Here is a 21,175-nt window from a genome sequence, read left to right as displayed (position 1 = left end):
CTGGGCCCCCCGGCTTTCCTGTGCCGCCGGGCTTCCCTGCGCTGCCGGGCTTCCCAGCGCCGCCGGACTTTCCTGGACCACAAGCGCCGACGTGCCCCGGACGGCAGCAGCGCCGACCAGATCGAACGGAACCCCGTCGAATTCGAGCATCGTCATGCCATCCACCCCCGGACCGAAGCCTGGAATTTCGCGGTCAGATCCGGCGTCGTCACCACGGTGACGTCCGAGAAGCGTTGCAGCACTGTCCCATCCGGTGTTGTCGCGGTGGCGTCGATCCGGACATCGAAGCTGCCGGGCCGTGGGTTGTCCACGGTGAGCAGGAACGGCTCGTCCGTGGGCAGCTGCCCGTAGTAGTCCACGCGACCGACGCCCAGTGGCAGACAGGCCGCTCCGAGGAGTCGGTAGCCCAGCACCGGTGGGCCCTGCAAGATCAGGTCGGCGAGGACCGGGTCGTGCAGGCGGCCGGCGTAGGCGCCGTCGGCCACTCGCGCGGCGGGCAAGGCGCATTCGAAGACGATCGCCTCGTCCGAGGCCGCCAGTACCGTGCGCAGGCCCTGGAGGGCGGGCGCGTGGAACTGGATGGCATCGCGGTAGATATTCGCGTCGCTGACCGAGCCGGTCGGGATCGCCTTGGTCGGCGGCTGATCGGGTTCGGCAGCCAGCAGCAGTGTCGCCCGGAAATGCAGCGCATCGTCACTGCGGACAGCCGCCTCGACCAGCGCCAGGCCATCGACAGACTCGCCGGGGACGAGTTCGAGTTCGAGCTCATCCAGCGGATGATCGAACACGATTCCCTTGAGGACCTGGAAACCCCTGGCACCGACGACCATTCGGCCGGGCAAGCTGCGCTCGGCCAGATTCACCATCGCGCCGATGCCGAACGTGGCTGGTAGCACGATATGTTCGCCGATTCGGTGCGCCTGGATAATCGGATCGTCGGTGAGCCCGGTGATGATCCGCCGGGCCTGTATCGCGGGTGGATCGACTGTCGTATCGCCCGTGAGACTTTCGGCTGGACCGATCAGTACTACCGCATCGTCACGTCGGTCCGCGGTGAACTGTTCGGTGAAGGCCGCCGCACCCGTCTCTGGGTCCAGCAGGGCGATGCCGCGAGCGTGGAAATGCTCGCGCAGTTCGGGCGTCACCATGCCGCCGTCCCAGGCACCCCAGTCGATCGCGGTGACGTGGCAGTCGGGATAGCGCCGCCGATAGCTCACCGCGAATCGAGACAGCGCCTCGTTCGCGGCCGCGTAGTCGGCCTGACCCGTGTTACCGAACAGTCCGGCCACCGAGGTGAACAGCACCAGATGCCGTAGTTCGCCGAGTGCGGCCAGCACGGTGGCCAGCCCGGAGATCTTGGGATCCAGTACCCGCTCGATGGATTCGGCTGTTTTGTCGGTGATCATGGAGTCCGCCAGCACACCTGCCCCGTGCACGACGCCGGTTATGGTGTCGCGCCACGGTGCGAGTGCGGTGCGTACCGCCGCCTCGTCGGTGGCATCGACGGCCAGATACTCTGCCCGCGAACCCAATTCGGTCAACGTTTCGCTGATTTCGCGGGTGGCCCGTATTTGCGCGCACGCACGCTCGATATCGCGCGGCTTTGCTCCGGTGCCGGCGAGTGCGCGCACCGCCGCAGCCTTGAGCTCGGCATCGGAAACGCCTGCAGCCCAGTCCGGTTCAGGTGTCAGCTCGGAACGACCGAGCAGGACGAAGCGCGCATCGCTCCGCTGTGCCAGCGCTCTGACACATGTGGCGGTGACGCCACGCGCACCACCCGTGACGAGCAGAACATCCTGTGCTGTAAGTACACTCGGCCCCTGCGCGTGACGCACGATGCTGACCGAACGGGCGGGCGCATGTGCACTGGGCACCAGCGTCCTGCGCTGCTCAGCCGCATCGATACCGACCTCGAGCGTGTCACGTGCGGCGTCGTGCAACTCCGCGGTGACCAGCTCGGCCAGTCGCGCCGGTGTGATTTCCGGGTCGATGTCCAGTGCCCGGCAGAACAGCGCGGGCTGTTCGGCCGCAAGGGTTTTCACGACACCGCCGACACCGCCGAGCAGTGCGGCAATCGGACCCGCCGTGCCGAGGAAGCCGAGGTGACCGTCGATCCGGGTCACCGTGACGAACGCCGCCCGATCAGCGGTCTTCGCGAGGCGCGGCACCGCATGACCGGCGGTCAGCACGGCGGCGCCGAGCCACCGCTGCGCGGCCTCCCAATCGGCGAACTCACAGCTCAGCACCGCGAGGAAGGCATCGACGGAATCGAGATCCGACAGGCCTGCCGAATCCGTCCGATGCACCGACCAGCCCTGCTCGGTGAGCACGGATTCGATGGCGGCGCAGTCTGCATCCGCCTGGCCGGTGAGGTCGACCAGCGCGACCACACCGCCCTCGCGATATGGGGCAACGGCCCGGTCCAGCGACGGCAGGGTGATCAGTTCGACGGCATACCGCGGCGTTTCGGCCGCGGCCTCAGCTTTTGGGTGGACATCACCGCCCACCGACGTCGCGAGCTCGTCGACGATCTGATCCACTGTGCGTAGCGTGCCGAGCTGCTCCGGACCGAGGCTGGGTAAGTCCGGAAACCGTTCCTGGAGTGCGCCGATCACCTGAACCCGCTTGATCGAATCGACCCCGAGGTCGGCCTCCAGATCCATCGACGGATCCACCATTTCGACCGGATAGCCGGTCTTCTCGGCGACGACCTCCCGCAACGCGATCCGCAGGTCGTCACCCGTGGGTGCGGCCGCCGAGGTGTTTCCGGCACCGGCCGCCGCAGCAGCTCCGGCAGGTACAGCAGCTTCGGCACCAACCGCAGCCGCCCCAGCAGTTCCGGCAACCGCAGGTGCAGTCGGCCCAGCGGTTCCGGGAGCCGCCGTAGGCGCGCCCGACCCCTCCGAGGCCGCCCCACCCGCACCCAGCAAACTCGCAATCTGATCGAGCGTCCGCAGCGTCCCCAACTGCTCCGGCCCGAGGTTCGGCAGCTGCGGGAACAGCTCCTGCAGCGCCCCGATCACCTGAACCCGCTTGATCGAATCCACCCCGAGATCGGCCTCCAGATCCATCGACGGATCCACCATCTCCACCGGATACCCGGTCTTCTCGGCCACGACCTCCCGCAACGCGCTCAGCAGTGCGTCGGTGGATGCGGCCTGAGAACTGGATACCGCGCCACCTCCGGACTCCCTAGCAGCCGCACCACCATTGGCCTGGAACTCGGGAGCAGCGGCGACGCCACCGTTGAGCTGGGGAGCGGCGGAAGTGCCACTCTCCGGAGTGACCGGTCCACCGTTGGTGGAGATCCCCGAATGCGCCGCATCGGTTTCGGCAGCACCCGATGCGCCGACGCCTTTCGGAGCCAACGGCCGACGCTCAGGCGCCGACTCGATGGCCGCCTGCCGAGTGGACTCCACCCGCCGCGTCACGGCCGCCGTCCGCGCAACAGGCGCGAATCCACCCTCCAGCTCCGCCAACTGCGCGAGCACTTCATTTGCCCGCGAATGACTTTCACTGATCGCCACACCGTGATCCTTCACGGCTTCGATCGCCCGCACGGTCGCCTCGTCGAGCGATCCATTGCCGAGCGCCCCGGCCAGGTTGCGGGCCATATCCAGCTGCCCGTCGAGGAACTGACGGTGGGTCTGTAGGTGCTGTACGAGCGCACTGTCGAGTGCGTCCGAGCCCGAGTCGTAGGGCTGATACACGGTCGTCTCCGTTGGTTCGGCGAAAGTTGCTGCCACGGGCAGCGTTTCAGGCTGAGGATCGACGACGGTGTCGACAGGAGTTGGTGCGGCAACACTGACGCGATAGCCGTCGTCGAGTGCGGCCGCATACGCCGCACGCCGGCTCTCCGGCACGTACTCGGGCGCCGAGATCGTCACGGTCATCGCACGATTCGAGGTGCGCGAAGCAGGCAAAGGCGCGGCGTGCCGATTGATGCCGTGCAGGCCGAAGCCGAGCACAGCCAGCCGTACCGCCGCACGTACCAGCGCCAGATCGCTATTGCCGATGGGACCGGAGTCCGTCGGGATGGCAACGACATCGTCGCCGAGGGTGCGCCGCACCAATGAGGTCAGCACCTGCTTCGGCCCGAATTCCACGAACACCGTGCAGCCATCTGCACGCATCGCGGTCAGCGCGGCGACGAATTCGACCGGCTTACTGAGCTGTCCGGTGAGCAGCGCTCGATTGGCCGCGACATCATCGCCATAGCGGGCATCGGGGGTATTCGCGTATACCGGCGCGTCGGGCGCACCGATCGTCACCGCCGCGGTCGCGTCGGCGAACGCGTCCACCGCATGCGCCACATACGGCGTGTGGAACGCACCCGACACCGGCAGTGCCCGAGTGGCCACCCCACGCGCACCGGCCCGCTCGACCACGGCGGCGATCCCCTCCGGCCCACCGCCGACAACGACCTGATCGGGCGCATTGTGGTTGCAGATCCACACATCGTCGACACCGGTGAGCAGTTCCTCGGCGATCTCCCTCGACGCACCGAGCGCCACCATGGTCCCGGCCTCGACACCGGCGGCCGGCGTCATCGCCGCACCGCGCGCCCGGGCCAGGGCGAAGAAGTCCTCGGTGCCGACCGCACCGGCGGCCCACAGCGCGGTGAGTTCACCGAAGCTGTGGCCCAGATATCCGTCCGCACGGAACCCGCGGTCCGCCAGCGCCCGGAACTGCCCCGACGACAGCGCACCGATCGCAGGCTGCGCGAATTCAGTTCGGCGCAAAGACGTTTCCTGCTTCGATGATGTTTCTTCATCGAACGCGGGCGGCGGGAACACCACCGAAGACAGCCGCACCGGCGCTCCGGCGAATGCGATATTCGCCGCATCGAAGGCCGCGCCGACCGCCGGATTGCTCAGTGCCGCATCCGCTCCCATATCGACGTACTGACTGCCCTGTCCGGCGAAGAGCGCACCGATCTTGCGCTCCGGCAATGCCGCCGCCCGGAAGTACACGCCCTCCGGGTGGTCCCACGCCACGGCCTCGGGATTGCGGACCAGTTCGTCCACCGCGAGCGCCCGCAGGTGCGCGGCGTTCTCATCGTCCACCGAAACGAATCCGATGCGGGCGTGATCCTCCGGAATATCACCGCCGTCAATGCCATCCACGCTGCGGACCGCATCCACCAGCCCGGCCACATCGGGCGCATGCCACAGATGTGCCCGCGCGGTGCGATGCAATACCGGCTCGGTCCGACCGGAGTCGGCCTCCTCCAACACAACGTGGAAGTTGGTGCCGCCGAACCCGAATGCCGAAGCTGCCGCCCGACGCACCGGACGCTGCGGATCCCGGATCCACGGCCGCGTCCGGGTATTCACGTAATAGGGCGCGTCGTCCGGCGCGATCTCCGCATTCGGCGCATCCACATTGATGGTGCCCGGCAACACCTTCTGGTGCAGTGCGAGCGCCAACTTCATGACCGAGGCGGTACCCGCGGCACCCTTGGTATGCCCGATCTGCGACTTCACACTGCCCAGCGCCGCGAAGCGAGACTCCGAAGTCGCGTCCGACAGGACCGATTTCAGCGCGGTGAGCTCGGTCTTGTCGCCGACCGGCGTACCGGTCGCATGCGCCTCGATAAGCGCGACATCCGCCGGTGAGCATTCGGCGTCGGCATAGGCCCGATCGAGGGCGACCCGCTGCCCGCCCGCACGCGGCGCGTAGATGCTCTTCGCCCGGCCGTCACTGGAGGAACCCAGGCCGCGGATGACGGCGTAGATCCGATTGCCATCACGACGTGCGTCTTCCAGCCGCCGCAGGGCGAGCATGGTGATGCCCTCACCGAGCAGGGTGCCGTTCGCATCGGAGGAGAACGGGCTGATCTGTCCGTTCGCCGACAGCGCCCCCACCTTGCTGAAGCACATGTAGATGAAGATGGTGTTCTCGGTATCCACACCGCCGGTGATCATCATGTCGGCGCGGCCGTCCTGCAGTTCGGCAATGGCCGTCCGCAGTGCGGCAAGCGATGCCGCACACGCCGCATCGACGGTGCAGTTGATACCGCCGAGGCCGAGCCGATTGGCGACCCGGCCCGCGGTGATATTGGCCAGCAGGCCCGGGAACGAATTCGCCTCCCACGGTGCGAAAGCCGCGACGAACTTATCGGCGATCGCATCGGCGTCGGTATCGGAGAGTCCGACCGAGCGCGCCGCCTCCTTCAACACCGGTGTCGAAAGTCGTGCCGCCAGCGGATGCATCAGCGGCACCGGTCCGGTGGTGCCGAGCACGACGCCGGTCTTGCCCGGGTCGTACCAGGCGGAATCGACCGCGCCCGCATCGATCAGCAGATCGCGCGCCACACCGAGGCTGAGCGTCTGCATGGTGCTGGTGACTTCGAGCTGATTGGGTGGCAGCCCGAATTCCAGTGGGTCGAAGTCGATATCGGGCAGGAACGCACCGCGACGCGAGTAGGTCTTATCCGGGGCGTCCGGATCGGCGTCGAAGTAGTCGTCGAGGCTCCAGCGCGATGTGGGCACCTCGGTGGTGCAGTCCACGCCGTCGACGATGTTCTGCCAATACTCTCGATGGTTGTGCGCGTTGGGCAGCAGCCCGGACATCCCGACAATAGCGATCGGGTTGCGCGCCAGGCGTCTGTCGTCTGTCACGAAAGTTCCTCTCGAACCGGGTGGAAAGATCAGGCGGCGACGGTGGTCGCGGTACGCGACGCGATGAGTTCGGCCGCACCCGCGGCGAACATGTGATGACCGAGCGAGCTCGGGTGCAGACCATCGGCGGTCCACACCTCGGGCCGCTCCCACTCGGACTGGGCGGCGATATCCAGCAGCAGTGTGCCGGTTTCGGCGGTGACGGCGGCCAGCACCGTATTGGCGAAGACGAACCGCTCCCGCAGCAGCGCACGAAACCCGTCCGGCACCGGCAGCCGGGCCGGAATATCCGGGTAGCTTGCCGTGAAAACCGTTGCGCCAGCGCTACGTAACGTGCCGAACAGGATCCCGAGATTGCGCTCGAACCGATTCGGGTCGAAGTCACTGACCAGATCGTTCACGCCGACGACGACACCGAACAGACCCGATCGCGCCGAAATAGCGAGGCGCAGTTGCTGTTCGAGCACAATACTGGTGGTAGCCCCATGCGCACCGAAGTTGCGCACAGCAGCGGGTCGCAGGCCTAGCTGGCCGCCTAATCGGGGCACCCAGCCGCGGTAGCCGCCACCAGCCGCGGCATCACCGCGGCCCTCGACGAAGCTGTCCCCCAACGCGGTCAGTCCGGGGCCGCTCACGACCGCACCTCGCTGACGCTCGGTTCCGTCGTGCGCGATGTGCGCTGTGACATGGTTCGCTCGCTCACGCCGTCACCCCATCGTTGGTGACATGCCGCGCGTCGACCGGGAAGTCGACCTTCTCGTACAGCTCGGTGAGCTCCTGCTCGCCGAAGTACTTGTCCGGCGAGTAGATTCCGGCGATAAGCCCGAAGAATTTCTTCGAGTAGTCCTCGTCATAGCTGGTCGCGCGGAATACCGAGTCGTAGTACGGCGTCAGCGACAGCTCCGAAATGCTCTGCGTCAGTTCGTAAGTGCTCGCGCTCTGCGCGTCGCGCTCGACCTGGTACTCGGCCAGCGCCTCATCGAGCGGCCGGGCGCCGGACAGCCCCGCGTCGACCAGATCGGCCAGCAGCTGGGCGTACTTGAAGGCATCGGTAATGCCCCAGCCGGTGAACGGATCCTTGTGGTAACCGGCGTCTCCAACCAGCGCCCAACCGGGTCCGTAGGAGCGGCGACGGTAGTTGTCCGGGTAGAGCATGGGCCGGAACTGCTCGACCCGCTTGCCGGTATCCCGCAGGCGCGCACCGAGTTCCGGGTCGATCTGGTCGACGATCTCCTGCACACCGGCATCCGGATCGGTGCGGAAGTCGCGGAAACGGTCACGCTTGCGCATCACCGCGACCAGCGAGAGTCCGTCATTGGTCGGCCACGCCGCGAACTGCTGCTCACCGAATCCGGTGCGGTGCTGCATGCCCCAGTCGACGCCGTCGTAGTAGGAGTAGTAGACGAAGCACGCCGCCGGGGAACCCTCGTAGACCTCGGTGCCGACCGCCTTCGCCACGGTCGAATTCGACCCGTCGGCACCGATCACCAGTCCGGCGCGGAACTCCTGTTCCACACCATCGCGGATGCGCCCGCGAATGCCGACCACCCGATCCTCGTCGAACACCAACTCGGTGACGGAGAACCCGTGGATCACCTCCACGCCCGCATTACCGGCCGCGTCGACCAGGATCTTGTCCAGCACGGTGCGGCGCGGGCAGTACACGGCGTCGATGCCGTCGGCCGCAATATCGGCGAAGCCCTTGATGACGATGTCGGTGTAGGAGAAGTTCAGGTGCCGGATGGGCGGGCAGCCGGAGGCCACCACCTGGTCCAGCAGACCCCACGACTTCAGCATGCCGAGTCCGGCCTGGTGGATGTAGTGGGTCGAGGGGGTATCGCTCGGGAAGGTGGCGCGGTCCACGGCGAGGACCCGGTAACCCTTCCTGGCCAGCAGCATGGCCAGCGGGGAACCCGCAACCCGAGTTCCGACAACGATGACGTCGTACATGTTCGCATCACTTTCCGGTAGTCGAATTCGATTTCGAGATCGGCCGCGCTTATTGCGCGGGTTGGCGTGCCGGGTAGAGGTAATCGATATCGGCGGAATAGGCCGTGGTGATCGCGGCTCTGCGCAGTTTCCGAGACGAGGTGAGCAAGCCATCGTCAACGGTGAAGTCGCCGTCCACAATTCGGAATGCGCGGATCGATTCCGCGCGGGAGACAAGGGAATTCGCATCGTCGACCGCGATCTGCACGGCGGCTTCGAGATCACCGTCGGAATGGTCGCCGCGCCAGCGCTGCACCTGCACCGGGTCCAGCGTCACCAGCGCGGTGACGTAGTCGCGGCCGTCACCGACCACCATGCAGTTGCTCACCAGCGGATGCAGCCGCACCCGATCTTCCAGCGGCGCGGGCGCGACATTCTTGCCGCCGGAGGTCACCAGGATCTCCTTTTTGCGGCCGGTGATGCGCAGATAGCCGTCGGAATCGAGTTCACCGAGATCGCCTGTGTGCAGCCAACCTTCGCGGTCGACGACGGCCTGGTCCGCCGCCGCACCCCAGTAGCCCGGTGAGACGTGCGGGCCACCGACCAGCACCTCGCCGTCGACCTCCGCGATGACGACCGAAGTGCCCGGAATCGGTCGGCCCACGGTGCCGAGCCGATTGTTTTCCGGCGCGCTGACCGTCACGGCCGTCGCCGCCTCGGTGAGCCCGTAGCAGTTCAGCAGCACCACACCGAATCCGGCGTAGAACCCGATGGTCGATTCGTCGAGCGAGGCGCCGCCGGAGATGACGTAGCGCAGCTCGCCACCGAGCGCGGCCGCCACCGGATGGTCGGACGGCTGCGGCGTCGCCTGGTCACGCAGCAGTCCCAGGCCGCGCGCCACCGCCTCCTGCTCCTCGGTGCCGGACAGCAGCGTTCGGCAGTACTTGCGAATCTTCTCCAGTCCGTAGGGAATCAGCGCCAGGAAGGTGGGCCGCAGCGCCGGCAGCACCGGCACCATGTCCGGAATGGCGGGCAGCAGATGGGTACGGCTGCCGCCGAACAGGCAGGCGAACAGGATGGTCTGGCCGAAGACGTGCGACAGCGGCAGCGCGAGCACGGTCGTGCCGTCGAACAGGTCACCGGTCTGCCGCACGGTATTGGCCGAGGATACGAACATATTGCGGTGCGTGATCAGGCATCCCTTGGAGACGCCGGTGGTGCCGCTGGTGTAGACGATCATGGCCAGGTCATCGGCGTGCACCGCGGCGATGCGGGCACCGAGATCCGCGTCGATCTCGGTCGCCGTCCACTCCGCGATCAGTGCGAAGGTCCAGACCTCGCCCGCACCCGCGGCACGCAGGCGCGCTCCATCGGATTCGTCCTCGGCGACGAAATACGCACTGCCACTATCGCGCAGGATGTGCTCGATCTGCGCCGCCGACGACGTCGGATACACCGGAACGACCACGGCGCCGAGGGCGAGCAGTGCGCAATCCAGCAGCGCCCACTCCAGGCTCGTGCGGCCGAGGATCGCGACCCGATCCCCCGCTTGCACGCCACGCCCGGCCAGCGCCGAGGCCAGCGCCCGTGCCCGCCGGTCCACTTCGGCGCAGGTGAGTTGCGTACCGTCCGCGCCGCACAGCGAATGCCGTTGCGGATGTGCCGCGGCCGCACCGGAAATCACCGAGTACAAACTCGCGTCGTCCGGGAGGTCGATCCCGTTCTCGGTCACTGACACTGTATTCACAATGTCGAATTCTGGTCGGCGGCAACGAATTACGTCCCCGCCGATACAGAGGTTCCTACCGCGCGAATGTCATGGCCTATCGAAGGACTCAGGCCGATAGTGCACGGGCAATATCTATACGTGCCGGTTCGGGGGAATCGATGCACTCCAGGAAAAACGAAACCGCCGGATTCGACTCGTCCGTACGCCACACCGCGTACAAATCCAATGTCGGCACCGGATCGAACAGTTTGACCGCCACCGAGTTACTGCCCGGCGCACCCATACCCATCGAGATCGCGCGCGGTAGCGAGGCGAATCCGACGAACGGACGCACCGAGACCATATGCGCGGTCGCGCCGGGATCATCCGCGGTATGCGCGACCGCCAGGCTGATCCTGGTGTCCGCGGCCGCGCGGAAGATGGAGTCGTACATGGCCGGACACTGTTCGCGGGCGAACAGCACACACTCCTGCCCCGCCAATTCGGCGAAGGGCACGCCGGGCCGGTCGGCCCAGCGGTGCCTGCGCCCGACCACCGCGACCAGCGGAACCCGGTGCAGCAATCGGCGATACGAGAAGTCCGAGGTGCTCGGGTGGCCGTAGACCAGCGCCACGTCGAGCGAGCCGTCGGCCAGCGCCGCCAGCTGCGGGCCGGTGCGCTTCTCCCACAGCGACACCACGATATCGGGATGTCGTTCGGTCATTCCGGTGAGCGCCTCCGGCAGCACATGTCTGCTGGCCGGAAGGTTGTAACCGATATTGAGGGTGCCCGCGCGCCCCTCGGCGGTCGCCTTGGCGACCTGGGCGGCCCGGTCCATCTGGGCCACGATTATGCGGGCTTGACTCTCGAATTCTCGGCCCGCCGGGGTCAACTTGACCTCGTGGGAGTTACGTGCGACCAGTTGCACGCCGAGTGATTTCTCCAGCTTCTGCAGCTGGGCACTGAGACTGGGCTGCGTGAGATGCAAGCGCTGCGCTGCGCGTCCGAAATGCAGCTCTTCGGCAATAGTGATGAATGAAACCAGATGTCGGAACTCCATGCCGCCGGCTCCTTATTCCGCGTACCCGAAACGTTAGCGGAGCCAGGTAACCGAGGATGAACCGCGATCGGACGGATATCGCCGAGAGCATTGCGGCCGGGTGAACTGACCCCGGGCGTTGCGCAGGTGTGCTATCGCGGAGCCGTGACCATTCAGCATCCCCGAAACGACGGGCCGAGGCAATAGCGAATAACTCACCTGCGGACCCGGTGCGCTATCACACCGAGTCCGAGCGCAACTCACTTGGCGGTGAACCTCGTCGGCAGGGATTCCAGCCCGCGAATGACCACATTCGGCTTATAGGGCGGTTCGTCCGAAAGCAGTTCGATATCACGCACTTTCCGCAACAGCACGTCGAGCAGCACCTCCATTTCCAGCAGTGCCAGGGGTGCGCCGAGGCAGTAGTGGATGCCGAGACTGAAGCCGAGGTGCTTCTTGGCCGGACGCATCGGATCGGAATACCTGGCGACGTCGACCCGGTCCGGATCGGCGAAGACGGCGTCGTCGCGGTTGGCCGAATTGATCAGCACCACAACCCCTTCGCCGGTTTCGAACTCGTGGCCCGCGATGGTGATCGGCCGAGTGGCGGCACGGGTGGTGATCTGCACCGACGGCTCCAGCCGCAGCAGTTCGTCGGGTGCGGATGCGGTCAGCTCGGGACGTGCGCGCAGGGCCGCGACTTCGCCCGGATTGCGCATCAGCTGCAGCATGCCGGTGCCGATCAGATTGGCGGTGGTCTCGTGCCCGGCGACGAAGGTGGTGATGCAGGTGGCCAGCAGTTCCTGTTCGGTGAGCACATCGCCGCGGTCCTCGACCTGCGACAACACGCTCAGCAGGTCGTCCTTCGGATCGTGGCGCCGCTCGTTCAGCAACTCACGGAAGTAACCCATGAAGCCGCGCGAACCTGCGCTGCGGGCCTTCAGCGCCGCTTCGGGCAGCGTGTAGTCGTGATCGAAGCCGCGCGCCAGGTCCTGGGACCACTGGTGCACCCGCTCATAGGCCTCCGGCGGCACGCCGATCAACTCGCAGGCGATGATCAGCGGGAGCGGGTAGGCGATCATCTCGACGAGATCGAATTCGCCCGCGGCCAGCGCATTGTCGACGAGTTCCGCGGTGAGCTCCTCGATGCGCGGGCGCAGCCGGGTCACCATGCGCGGGGTGAAGCCCTTGGTCACCAGATTGCGCAGCCGGGTGTGGTCCGGCGGCTCCATCCAGAGGAACGAAGTGGGCAGTTCCTCGGCCGCGTCCTCGGGTGACACGGTGGGGTGCATCATCGCGGCCTCTTCCGCATGACTCCACGCGGTGGTCGACAGCACGGCCGTGCAGTCCTCGTAGCGGGTCAGCAGGTGGTGGCCGAGCGGGGTCTGATGCAGCGGACCCGCTTCGCGCAGGACCCGTGCGGGGGTGTAGGGGTCGGATCTGCCTTCCGGGCCGAATAAGTGAGCGATGGCGGTCTGGATGGCGGAATCCTGTTCCGCCACCGCCGTATTCGCATGCGACATGTCGGGGTGGTCCCTTCTTTGCGGTGCACCGCCGAACGGGCGGTGCGGCCGGTCGGACTGTTGCGGTGCGGGGCGCGACATTGCGGACCCGTCACCTCGTCGGTTCGATGAGGATCGGTGTGCGTTCGGCTATTTCGGCTGGTTTGATGTTGCCGCGCAACAGGATTCGGCCAGCGATCAGTGGATGCAGAAGTGCAGCGGGTGGTTCGACGAGATTTGCGACGCGTAGAAATGTCCGCGCGACCTGCGGATCGACATGTGCGGCGCGGTGTGCTCGAGCGACATAGGCATTGGTGAGGCGCGTGCGCGTCGTGCGCGAGCCGATGACGCCCGGATGGCTGAGATCGGCACCGGCCGCGAGCTGCCACGCGACATCGACCACTTTGCCCGCGGCGGAGTAGAACCGGGCAGGTAGCTCGGCCTCGGATCCGGCGCGCAGACAGTCGCGCAGCACCAGGGCCTGTTGCGCGGCCACCGCCATGCCCTGCGCGTACAGCGGATTGAAGCCGCACAGCGCGTCACCGAGTACCAGAAACCCCCGCGGCACAGCGGAAAGCCGCTCGAATCGGCGCCGCACCGGAGAGCGGAATCGATGCGGCACGGCATCCTCGAGCGGTTCGGAGCTGGTGATGAGTTCGTGGATATCGGGTGCCGCAATGGTGGCGGCGAATTCGGCGAAGCCGTCCGGATCGGTCGGTGGATGGTCGCCGAGCATTCCGGCCAGCGTGATGTGCCACCGGTCGCCCTCGACCCGAATCGCGCCGCCACCACGGCCATTCGGGCCGGTGGAGATGATCACCGAGGAGTGGTCGCCCAATTGTCCGGGCCGCCAGCGGAAGAGTCGGGAGGCATAGCCGAGGTCGACCTCGAGACGCTCCTCCAGGGGTATCCGCGCGCCGAGGGCAGCTAGCCATACGCTCGCGCGGGAGCCGCGTCCGGTCGCGTCGACGATGAGGTCCGTGGCGTGCGCCTCTGCGCCGTATCCGCCGGAGACCGACACCGCACGCACCCGTGCGGCATCGCCGATGAGGCCGCGCGCCATGCCCTCATACAGGCGCACGCCGGGCACGGCGAGTGTTCGTTGTCGCAGTACCTCTTCCAATAGCGGCCTGGTCGCCATTACCGAGGTGAGTCCGGTCGAGGTGGGCGCGACACGCAATCCGCCTACGTACCAACGGGTTCCGACCAATGCCTCCGCAGTGGTCGCGCCCCGATCGGCCATTTCGGAGGTGAAACCCGGATACAGCTGCTCGATAATGGTCCGGCCACGATCCAGCAGTCCGTGCAGGTGCCGTGCCTGTGGTACGCCGCGTCGCATGGCGGTACCGGCCACCATGTCGCGCTCGAAAATGGTGACCCGGGCGTAGTGCTCGGAAAGCACCCGGGCGGCGAGCAGCCCCGCAATGCCTGCGCCGAGCACTACCGCGTGCCGCCGCTCGTTCATGACTCCGCCTCGCCGGCGCTCAGCTCCGGCACGAGCGAGAGCTCGGCTGTGTTCGTGGTTCGCTCGCCGCGCTCGCTCATACCTCCGCCTCGCCAACGCTCGGCTCGTCCCGACCGAGGTCGGCCGCGTTGGTTGCTCGCGCGCTCACAAGGACACCGGCAGCGACACGATGCCGCGGTGGATCAGGCTGGGCCGGTGTTCGACGGTGTCGGTAGCGAGTTCGAGTTTCGGGGCCCGGTCGAGCAGGGTGCCGAGGGTCGCCTGCGCCTCGATGCGCGCGAGCGGTGCACCGACGCAATAGTGGATGCCGAGGCTGAAGCCGAGATGCTTGCGCGCCGGTCGGTTTCCGGCGTAGCGAGTGACATCGAAGGTGTCCGCGTCCGGGTATACCCGATCGTCCCGGCTGGCCGAGGCAGTGAGTACGACCACGCCGTCGCCGCGACGGAATTCGTGCTCACCGACGGTGGTGTCGGCCAAGGCGACTCGGATGGTGAACTGGGTCGGGGCGTCGTAGCGCAGCATCTCGTCCAGCGACGGACCGATCAACTCCGGATTGTCCCGAAGCAGCTGCAGCTGAGCCGGATTGCGCAGCAGTGCGAGCATGCCGTTGCCGATCAGGTTGATCGAGGTCTCCATGCCTGCGACCAGCGTCAGCAGCGCGATCCCGATCACCTCGGGCTCGGTCAGCTGCGCACCGCTCGCGGCCACCAGCGCGCTCAGCAGATCCGGTGTCGGATTCGCCTTCTTCTGCTGGATCAGCCGGGCGAAGTAGCCCATGCACTCCATCGCCGCGGTGCCGCGTGCGGCCACCTCGTCCGGGCCGAGCAGCGAATCCGGATCACTGCCCCGCGCGATCGCCAGCTGCCACTCGCGGAACAGTGCGCCATCGGCCGGATCGGCGCCGAGCAGCCGGACCGGCACCATCGCCACCGCGAGGGGAACGGCGAGATCGTTGAGCACATCCAGCTCACCACGACGCACCGCCGCGTCGACCAGGTCGCTGACAACCTGACCGGCCACCGGAACCATCTCCGCCATCAGCCGCGGCGTGAACGCCTTCGCGACCAGCTTGCGGTAGCGGCCGTGTTCCGGCGGGTCCATTCGGACGAAGGAGCCCGGAATCGCGGCGGTGGTGTCGCGGAACGGGCTGATTCCGGCGGCATAGCCGTGACCCCAGTCCGAGCCGGTCAGGATGGCGGCGCATTCCTCGTATCGGGTGATCAAAGTGACCGGCACATCGCCGAATTCGTACGGGAACAGTGCGGCGGCATCGCGCACCCGACGGTATGCCGGATACGGGTCCGCCCGCTCGCTGGGATCGAAGGCATCGAACGTAATCGGAATTGCTGTGTTCATCGGCCCTCCAGCCGCACATGAAGTTCGGACATGCCGCGCACGACCACATTCGGCCGATACGGCGGTTCCTCGAGCAGGGTCATGGCACCGACACGATCGGCGATGGCGCGCAGCACCACCTGCATCTCCAGCCGGGCCAGCGGCGCACCGAGGCAGTAGTGCAGGCCGAGGCCGAAAGATAAGTGCCGCTCGGCCTTTCGACCCCCGGCGTATCGCGCGATATCGAACTTGTCGGCATCCGGGAAGGCGAGCGGGTCGCGGTTGGCCGAGGCCAGCAGGACGATCACCGCATCACCGGGTGCGAAAGTCCGCCCGGAAACGGTGATCACGTCGTGCGCCGTGCGAGTGGTGAGGTGCACCGGCGCGTCGTAGCGCAGCACCTCGTCGACGGCGGATTCGCACAGCTCCGGGAATTCGCGCAGCCGCTCGAACTGCTCCGGATTGCGGATCAGCGCGAGCACACCGTTGCCGATCAGGTTGACGGTCGTCTCGTGCCCGGCGACCACGAGAATCAGCAGCGTGCCGAGCAATTCAGTGCGGGTCAGCCGGGCGCCCGCATCATCGGCCTGCACCAGCGCCGTGATCAGGTCGTCGCGTGGGGATTTGCGGCGCTGCTCCACCAGCTCGCCGAAGAACTCCAGGAAGGCGTGCACCGCCGCGGTGCGTGCGGCCAATTCCGCGGGCGAGAGCAGCAGATCCGGATCGAGGCCGCGAGCGATTCCGGTCGAGATCTGACGCACGTGCTCATGCGCCTCGGCCGGGACGCCGAGCAGCTCACACACCATGGTGAGCGGCAGCGGATAGGCCAGCGCATCCAGCAGATCGACCTCGCCCGCGGCGAGCATCTTCGCCAGCAGATCGTCGACCAACTTTTCGGCCCTGTCCCGCATGCCGCTGACGGTGCGCGCGGTGAATGCCTTGCTGACCAGTCCGCGCAGCCGAGTGTGCTCCGGCGGCTCCATCCAGAGGAACGAGCCGGGCAGTTCGACATCGCTGTCGCCGTGCAGCAGTTGCGGTTCCTCGGCGTGGCTCCAGCGCGGGTCCTGCATGATCGTCTGTGCCTCGTGGTGACGGGTCACCAAGTGCATGTCGTGCGGCCCGGGCACGAAGGGGCCCGCGTCACGCAGCACCGCATAACTGTCATACGGATTGTGTCGCATATGCGGTGCGACGCTCTCGACGACGGCCAGCTGAACCGGGGTCAACTCCTCGACCGCGGAATGGTCGGAACTCACCGGCAACTCCTGAATGGAATGCGAAATGGAAACCGGGCGAAAACAATTCCGGTCCATCGTGGTGCCGTCGCACCCGGCGGTACGGCGACGATTGTCCGTTCCTATCGCGCCATAGCCCGAATACCGTATCGGGCAACGCGATTGAATGATCGCGCTTGTTTATCGCAGACCGTAATTCACAATGTGTTCAATGCGCTGTCACAATTCGCTGTTGTGGTGGCAGACATGAATTCTGCGGAATCGGTCGAAACGCTGCCGGGCCGGCTGGCGCGGGTCGCGGCCGAGCATCCCGAGGTGGCCGCCACCTTTTGGTCGGTGTCGGAAACGCTGACCTACGCCGAACTCGACCGGCAGTCCCGCGGAACCGCCGCGGCGCTGGTCCGCCGTGGGATACGGCGCGGCGAGCCGGTGGGCATTCTGTGCCCGAACGCGCCCGAATTCCTGATCGGTCTGTTCGGTGTCGCCGCAGCGGGCGGTGCCGCCACTCCCCTGCCCCTGCCCGCCGGTTCCGCGCAGCTGAGCGGATATCCACAGAAGCTCGCGGCCATTGTGGCGGCGGCCGGGATGCGCACGGTGCTGGTGTCGCACCGGTTCGCCGAGCTCGCCGCGCTGCTCGTCACTGCGGTGAACGTCGAATTAGTCGACACCGCAACGCTATTCACCGAGGACAGCACACCGCTGCCCACCATCAACGCCGACGACCTGGCCATCGTGCAGTTCACCTCCGGCAGCACCGCCGCCCCCAAAGGCGTTCGGCTGACCCACCACAACGCACTCAGTGGCCTTGCCGCGATCCGCACCGGCATCGCGCTCGATCTCACCGATCAGGGCGGGTTCTGGCTGCCGCTGTTCCACGATATGGGCCTGTTCGGCACATTGTCCGCGATCCTGCGCGGCATCCCGGCACATGTCTGGTCGCCGCTGGCATTCGTCAAGGATCCGGCCCGCTGGCTCGCCGAATTCGCGGCCAGCGGCATCACGATCACCGCGATGCCGAATTTCGGCTACGAGGCGTTGCTCAATGCCATCCCGGCGGACGAGGTCACCGACTACGACCTGCGGCACTGGCGCATTGCCTTCAACGGTTCCGAACCGATCGCCCGCGATGTGGTCGAGGCGTTCCGCGAGCGTTTCGCGCCCGCCGGTTTCGCGCCGTCGACGATGTTCGGGGTCTACGGCATGGCCGAGGCCACCCTCGCTGTAGCCTTCCCACCGCTCGGCCGGGAGCCGCTGTTCGAGTGGGTCGACCGCACCGCGCTAGCCGATAACGCTCGGGCGCAGCTTGTTTCACCTGACACACCCGGTGCGCGTGCCGTCGCGGGTGTCGGCTCCGCCGTGGCCGATCTGCGACTGCGGATCGTGGACCTCGGTACCGGCGTGGAACTTCCGGACGGCGCGGTCGGTGAAATCCACATCCAAGGCCCCTCGGTGACCGACGGCTACCTGACCGCCGACCCGTCGAGCGTGGCCGGACTGCATACCGAAGGTTGGCTGTGCACCGGTGATCTCGGCTACCAGCGTGATGGCGAACTTTTCGTCACCGGCCGGTGCAAGGACATGATCACCGTGCGCGGCGTCAACTACTACGCCCAGGATGTCGAGGCCGCCGTACGCGACCTCGACGGCATCTACAAGGGCCGCTGCACCGCCGCAACCGATCCCGACGGCGCGGATGTCATCGCGCTGATCGCCGAATCCGAATGCACCGGCGCGGCGGCAGATGCGCTCGCCGATCAGATCCGCGGCCGCATCTCCACCGAACTCGGGCTGGCCGCAGTCGAGGTGTATCTCGTCGCGCCACGCAGCATTCCACGCACCAGCAGCGGCAAACTGCAGCGCCTCGCCGCCCGCGACCTCATCTCCCACGGCAATGACATTCGCATCGACCGAACTGGAGTCTCCTGTGCACAGCTATGAAGTCTTCCGTCACTACGAGCGCCTGCATTGGCGGCTGACCGATCTGGACCTCGACGCCGTCGACCGCGCACTTGTCCGCCCCGAATACGTGACGCTGGCCAAGAGCGCGACGATGGGCGAATCCAATGTCATCGCCGCGGTACACGGCTTCATGAACGAATTCGTCGACGACTACGACTTCTCCACCTTCGCCGTGGTGTGGGGCTACCAGGAAGTGCAGCACCACTACGCATTTCGCTCCTGGCTCGGCGCGGTCGGCGAGAGCGTGGACGAGAAGGCCGTCGACTCCATGCGCGAGCCGTATGCGCCCGGCACCACTCCCTCGGCCACCCTGGCCACCAATATCATCTCCGAACTCACGGTGAACCACATCTACCGCGCCGTCGCGAGCTGGGTGCAGGAGCCGGTGCTGAAGGGCCTGCTGCTCAATGCGAGTCGCGATGAGGCCGGACATGCCCGCGAATTCATCCACTACGCGACGAAGCGGCTGGAGCAGCGGCCCGAGGAGTTGCCCTCGGTGCTGGAGACCCTGTATGTCTACAGCTCCGAGGCCAAGATCAAGCATCCGGTGAGCACCTTCAAGGCGGGTATCAGCGAACTCGGCGACCACGAGACCATCGACACCGGATTCGATCTGTTTCTCGAGCAGGTCGCCGCCGAGGGCGAGCTGGATGTGCTGCACGACAAGGTGCGTCGCACCTTTGCCAATATGACCGGCCTCGACCTGTCCTCCAATGCGAAGGTCCGCCGCGCCCTCGCTGACGCGATCGCCTAGCTCATGGAACGACACAGCTCGGTTCAGGTGCCGTGGTCGGTGATTCCGGACTACCACTGCTTCGGCTGCTCCCCGCACAACGCGTCCGGGCTGCGACTCGAGTTCGAACCGCATCCGGACGGCCTGCAGGCCCACTTCCGACTCGGACGCAGCTTCGAGTCCTATCCGGGGGTGGTACACGGCGGGCTCATCGGTGTGATCTGCGATGAGGTGATGGGCAATCTCATCGTGCTGGCCCGCCACCATCCCGCATTCACGGTCTCGCAGCGCACCCGATTCATTTCCCCGCTGCTGATCGACTCCGAATACCACTGTGTGGCAACGCTATCCGAGACACAGCTCCCGATTCAGGCATCGGCCGAGATCCGGGACGCCGACGGCACCGTCTGCGCCACCTCCAGCGCGGCCTATCAGCCGTTCGAACTCGATGCGGTCCGCCATCAACTAACCCTCCGCGACGACGAGGTCGCCCTGCTCTCCCACGCACTGACCACCGCGAATGCCCTCTCTTCGAATGGAGTTCAGCAATGACCCACACCGCCGACGACATCCTGCGCACCGTCACCGATATCGCCGTCACCGAGACCGGCATCGCCGAGGCCGAACTACGGCCCGACGTCGACCTGCGAGGCATGGCGGGCGTCGATTCGGTGCGCGTGCTGCGCATGGTCGCCAAGATCGAACGCACCTACGACATCGAGCTGGAGGACCAGGACGTCTTCGGTCTCGCCACGCTCGCGGATGTCGTCAAAGTCGTCGATCGGGCCCTGCACGAGGCGGCGGCGTGACAATCACCGCCGATACCAACCAGCACTATGACCTGGATCCGGATATCTTCGGCCAGTTCCTCGACCCGCTGCGCAAATACAGTTCGGCGCTGTACAATTCGTCGACCGACACCCTTGAACAGGCGCAGCGGCAGAAGCTGCGCTTCGTCGCCGACCGGCTCGGAGTGCGCGGTGGGGAGCGACTGCTCGATGTCGGCTGCGGCTGGGGTTCGCTGATCCTGTTCATGGCCGAGGAATTCGGTTGCGACACAATGGGAGTCAGCCCGGCACCGCGCCAGCACGAGTACATCGCCGAACAAGCCGTCGCGCGTGGTGTCACCGAACGCGTGCACACCAGGGTCGGACACTTCGAAGAGCTCGACCTGCCGGTTCGCAGCTTCGACGCGGTGTCCCTGCTCGGCTCGATCGTGCACATGCCCGATCTCGGCGCGGTGTTCCGGCGCGCACGGTCGGTGCTGCGGCGTGGCGGCGTGCTCTATGTTTCGGAGAGCTGTTTCCGAAATGCCTCCGCCCGCAATGCTTTCGATACCCGTGTCGGCACCGAATTCGTTCGCGAGGACATTTTCGGCTGGGGTGATCTGCGCCCGCTGTCGGAGCTGGTGACCGCCGCCGAGGACACCGGGTTATCCATCATCGCGGTGGACGACCTCACCGAGCACTACCGCCGCACCATCGATGACTGGATCGCCAATGTCGACGCGGCCGCCGAGCGCATCGACGCGCACGGTCCGGGCCTGGCCGCAAAGCTGCGGCACTATCTGGAGATCGCCAATGCCGGATGGGGTTATACGACCAAGCATTACGCGCTGACCTGTCGCAATGCCCGGTAGGAGACACA

At 66.5% G+C, this 21,175-nt stretch carries 14 protein-coding genes; 5 read left to right on the top strand and 9 right to left on the bottom strand.

Features of this window, described 5'->3' with window-relative positions; translation table 11 throughout:
* Positions 1–152: 152 nt before the first annotated feature.
* The 9 genes from OIE68_RS42395 to OIE68_RS42355 all read right to left on the bottom strand — a co-directional run bounded on the left by OIE68_RS42395 (position 153) and on the right by OIE68_RS42355 (position 16,857).
* Entirely contained in the window at positions 153–6,623 is a 6,471-nt protein-coding gene (locus OIE68_RS42395; RefSeq protein ID WP_327096508.1) for an SDR family NAD(P)-dependent oxidoreductase, read from the bottom strand.
* A gap of 29 nt (positions 6,624–6,652) precedes the next feature.
* On the bottom strand, positions 6,653–7,258 hold the full coding sequence (locus OIE68_RS42390; RefSeq protein WP_327096507.1) for a GDSL-type esterase/lipase family protein: 606 nt from the start codon (positions 7,256–7,258) through the stop codon (positions 6,653–6,655).
* 64 nt (positions 7,259–7,322) lie between these two features.
* Positions 7,323–8,573, bottom strand: a complete 1,251-nt coding sequence (locus OIE68_RS42385) for an NAD(P)/FAD-dependent oxidoreductase (RefSeq protein WP_327096506.1) — start codon at positions 8,571–8,573, stop codon at positions 7,323–7,325.
* 49 nt (positions 8,574–8,622) lie between these two features.
* Complete coding sequence (locus OIE68_RS42380; RefSeq protein WP_327096505.1) at positions 8,623–10,299, bottom strand: AMP-dependent synthetase/ligase; 1,677 nt, start codon at positions 10,297–10,299, stop codon at positions 8,623–8,625.
* 88 nt (positions 10,300–10,387) lie between these two features.
* A complete protein-coding gene (locus OIE68_RS42375; protein WP_327096504.1) occupies positions 10,388–11,320 on the bottom strand; it encodes a LysR family transcriptional regulator in 933 nt (310 codons plus the stop codon).
* Positions 11,321–11,559: 239 nt separating this feature from the next.
* Positions 11,560–12,903, bottom strand: a complete 1,344-nt coding sequence (locus OIE68_RS42370; RefSeq protein ID WP_327096503.1) for a cytochrome P450 — start codon at positions 12,901–12,903, stop codon at positions 11,560–11,562.
* 10 nt (positions 12,904–12,913) lie between these two features.
* Positions 12,914–14,266 (bottom strand): NAD(P)/FAD-dependent oxidoreductase, encoded by a 1,353-nt coding sequence (locus tag OIE68_RS42365; RefSeq protein WP_327096502.1) that lies wholly within the window; start codon positions 14,264–14,266, stop codon positions 12,914–12,916.
* A 144-nt stretch (positions 14,267–14,410) separates the two neighbouring features.
* Positions 14,411–15,622 carry a cytochrome P450 gene (locus OIE68_RS42360; protein WP_327096501.1) on the bottom strand — a complete coding sequence of 404 codons (1,212 nt, stop codon included), beginning with the start codon at positions 15,620–15,622 and terminating at the stop codon, positions 14,411–14,413.
* Positions 15,619–16,857: a cytochrome P450 gene (locus tag OIE68_RS42355; RefSeq protein ID WP_327096500.1), complete on the bottom strand. Its 1,239-nt coding sequence runs from the start codon at positions 16,855–16,857 to the stop codon at positions 15,619–15,621. The genes OIE68_RS42360 and OIE68_RS42355 overlap by 4 nt, the downstream gene beginning before the upstream one ends.
* A gap of 225 nt (positions 16,858–17,082) precedes the next feature.
* On the opposite strand from OIE68_RS42355, the gene OIE68_RS42350 reads away from it, so the two are divergent.
* From OIE68_RS42350 to OIE68_RS42330, 5 genes are read left to right on the top strand one after another with little or no spacing between them, the layout of a single operon-like run.
* A complete protein-coding gene (locus OIE68_RS42350) occupies positions 17,083–18,774 on the top strand; it encodes a fatty acyl-AMP ligase (protein WP_327096499.1) in 1,692 nt (563 codons plus the stop codon).
* On the top strand, positions 18,761–19,549 hold the full coding sequence (locus OIE68_RS42345; protein ID WP_327096498.1) for a ferritin-like domain-containing protein: 789 nt from the start codon (positions 18,761–18,763) through the stop codon (positions 19,547–19,549). The genes OIE68_RS42350 and OIE68_RS42345 overlap by 14 nt, the downstream gene beginning before the upstream one ends.
* 3 nt (positions 19,550–19,552) lie before the next feature.
* Positions 19,553–20,080: a PaaI family thioesterase gene (locus tag OIE68_RS42340; protein ID WP_327096497.1), complete on the top strand. Its 528-nt coding sequence runs from the start codon at positions 19,553–19,555 to the stop codon at positions 20,078–20,080.
* Positions 20,077–20,337: an acyl carrier protein gene (locus tag OIE68_RS42335; protein WP_327096496.1), complete on the top strand. Its 261-nt coding sequence runs from the start codon at positions 20,077–20,079 to the stop codon at positions 20,335–20,337. The genes OIE68_RS42340 and OIE68_RS42335 overlap by 4 nt, the downstream gene beginning before the upstream one ends.
* Complete coding sequence (locus OIE68_RS42330) at positions 20,334–21,167, top strand: SAM-dependent methyltransferase (RefSeq protein WP_327096495.1); 834 nt, start codon at positions 20,334–20,336, stop codon at positions 21,165–21,167. The genes OIE68_RS42335 and OIE68_RS42330 overlap by 4 nt, the downstream gene beginning before the upstream one ends.
* Positions 21,168–21,175 lie beyond the last annotated feature (8 nt).

Origin of the sequence: Nocardia vinacea, assembly GCF_035920345.1 — a bacterium.
In the GTDB taxonomy this organism is placed as follows: Bacteria; Actinomycetota; Actinomycetes; order Mycobacteriales; family Mycobacteriaceae; genus Nocardia; species Nocardia vinacea_A.
This window is presented reverse-complemented; position numbering and strand designations above follow the sequence as displayed.

What these genes read in the sequence shown, in the direction of transcription:
- OIE68_RS42385 (WP_327096506.1), bottom strand. Translation starts at nt 8,573, where the DNA reads ATGTACGACGTCATCGTTGTCGGAACTCGGGTTGCGGGTTCCCCGCTG.
- OIE68_RS42375 (WP_327096504.1), bottom strand. Translation starts at nt 11,320, where the DNA reads ATGGAGTTCCGACATCTGGTTTCATTCATCACTATTGCCGAAGAGCTG.
- OIE68_RS42370 (WP_327096503.1), bottom strand. Translation starts at nt 12,903, where the DNA reads ATGTCGCGCCCCGCACCGCAACAGTCCGACCGGCCGCACCGCCCGTTC.
- OIE68_RS42365 (WP_327096502.1), bottom strand. Translation starts at nt 14,266, where the DNA reads ATGAACGAGCGGCGGCACGCGGTAGTGCTCGGCGCAGGCATTGCGGGG.
- OIE68_RS42360 (WP_327096501.1), bottom strand. Translation starts at nt 15,622, where the DNA reads ATGAACACAGCAATTCCGATTACGTTCGATGCCTTCGATCCCAGCGAG.
- OIE68_RS42350 (WP_327096499.1), top strand. Translation starts at nt 17,083, where the DNA reads ATGAATTCTGCGGAATCGGTCGAAACGCTGCCGGGCCGGCTGGCGCGG.
- OIE68_RS42340 (WP_327096497.1), top strand. Translation starts at nt 19,553, where the DNA reads ATGGAACGACACAGCTCGGTTCAGGTGCCGTGGTCGGTGATTCCGGAC.
- OIE68_RS42335 (WP_327096496.1), top strand. Translation starts at nt 20,077, where the DNA reads ATGACCCACACCGCCGACGACATCCTGCGCACCGTCACCGATATCGCC.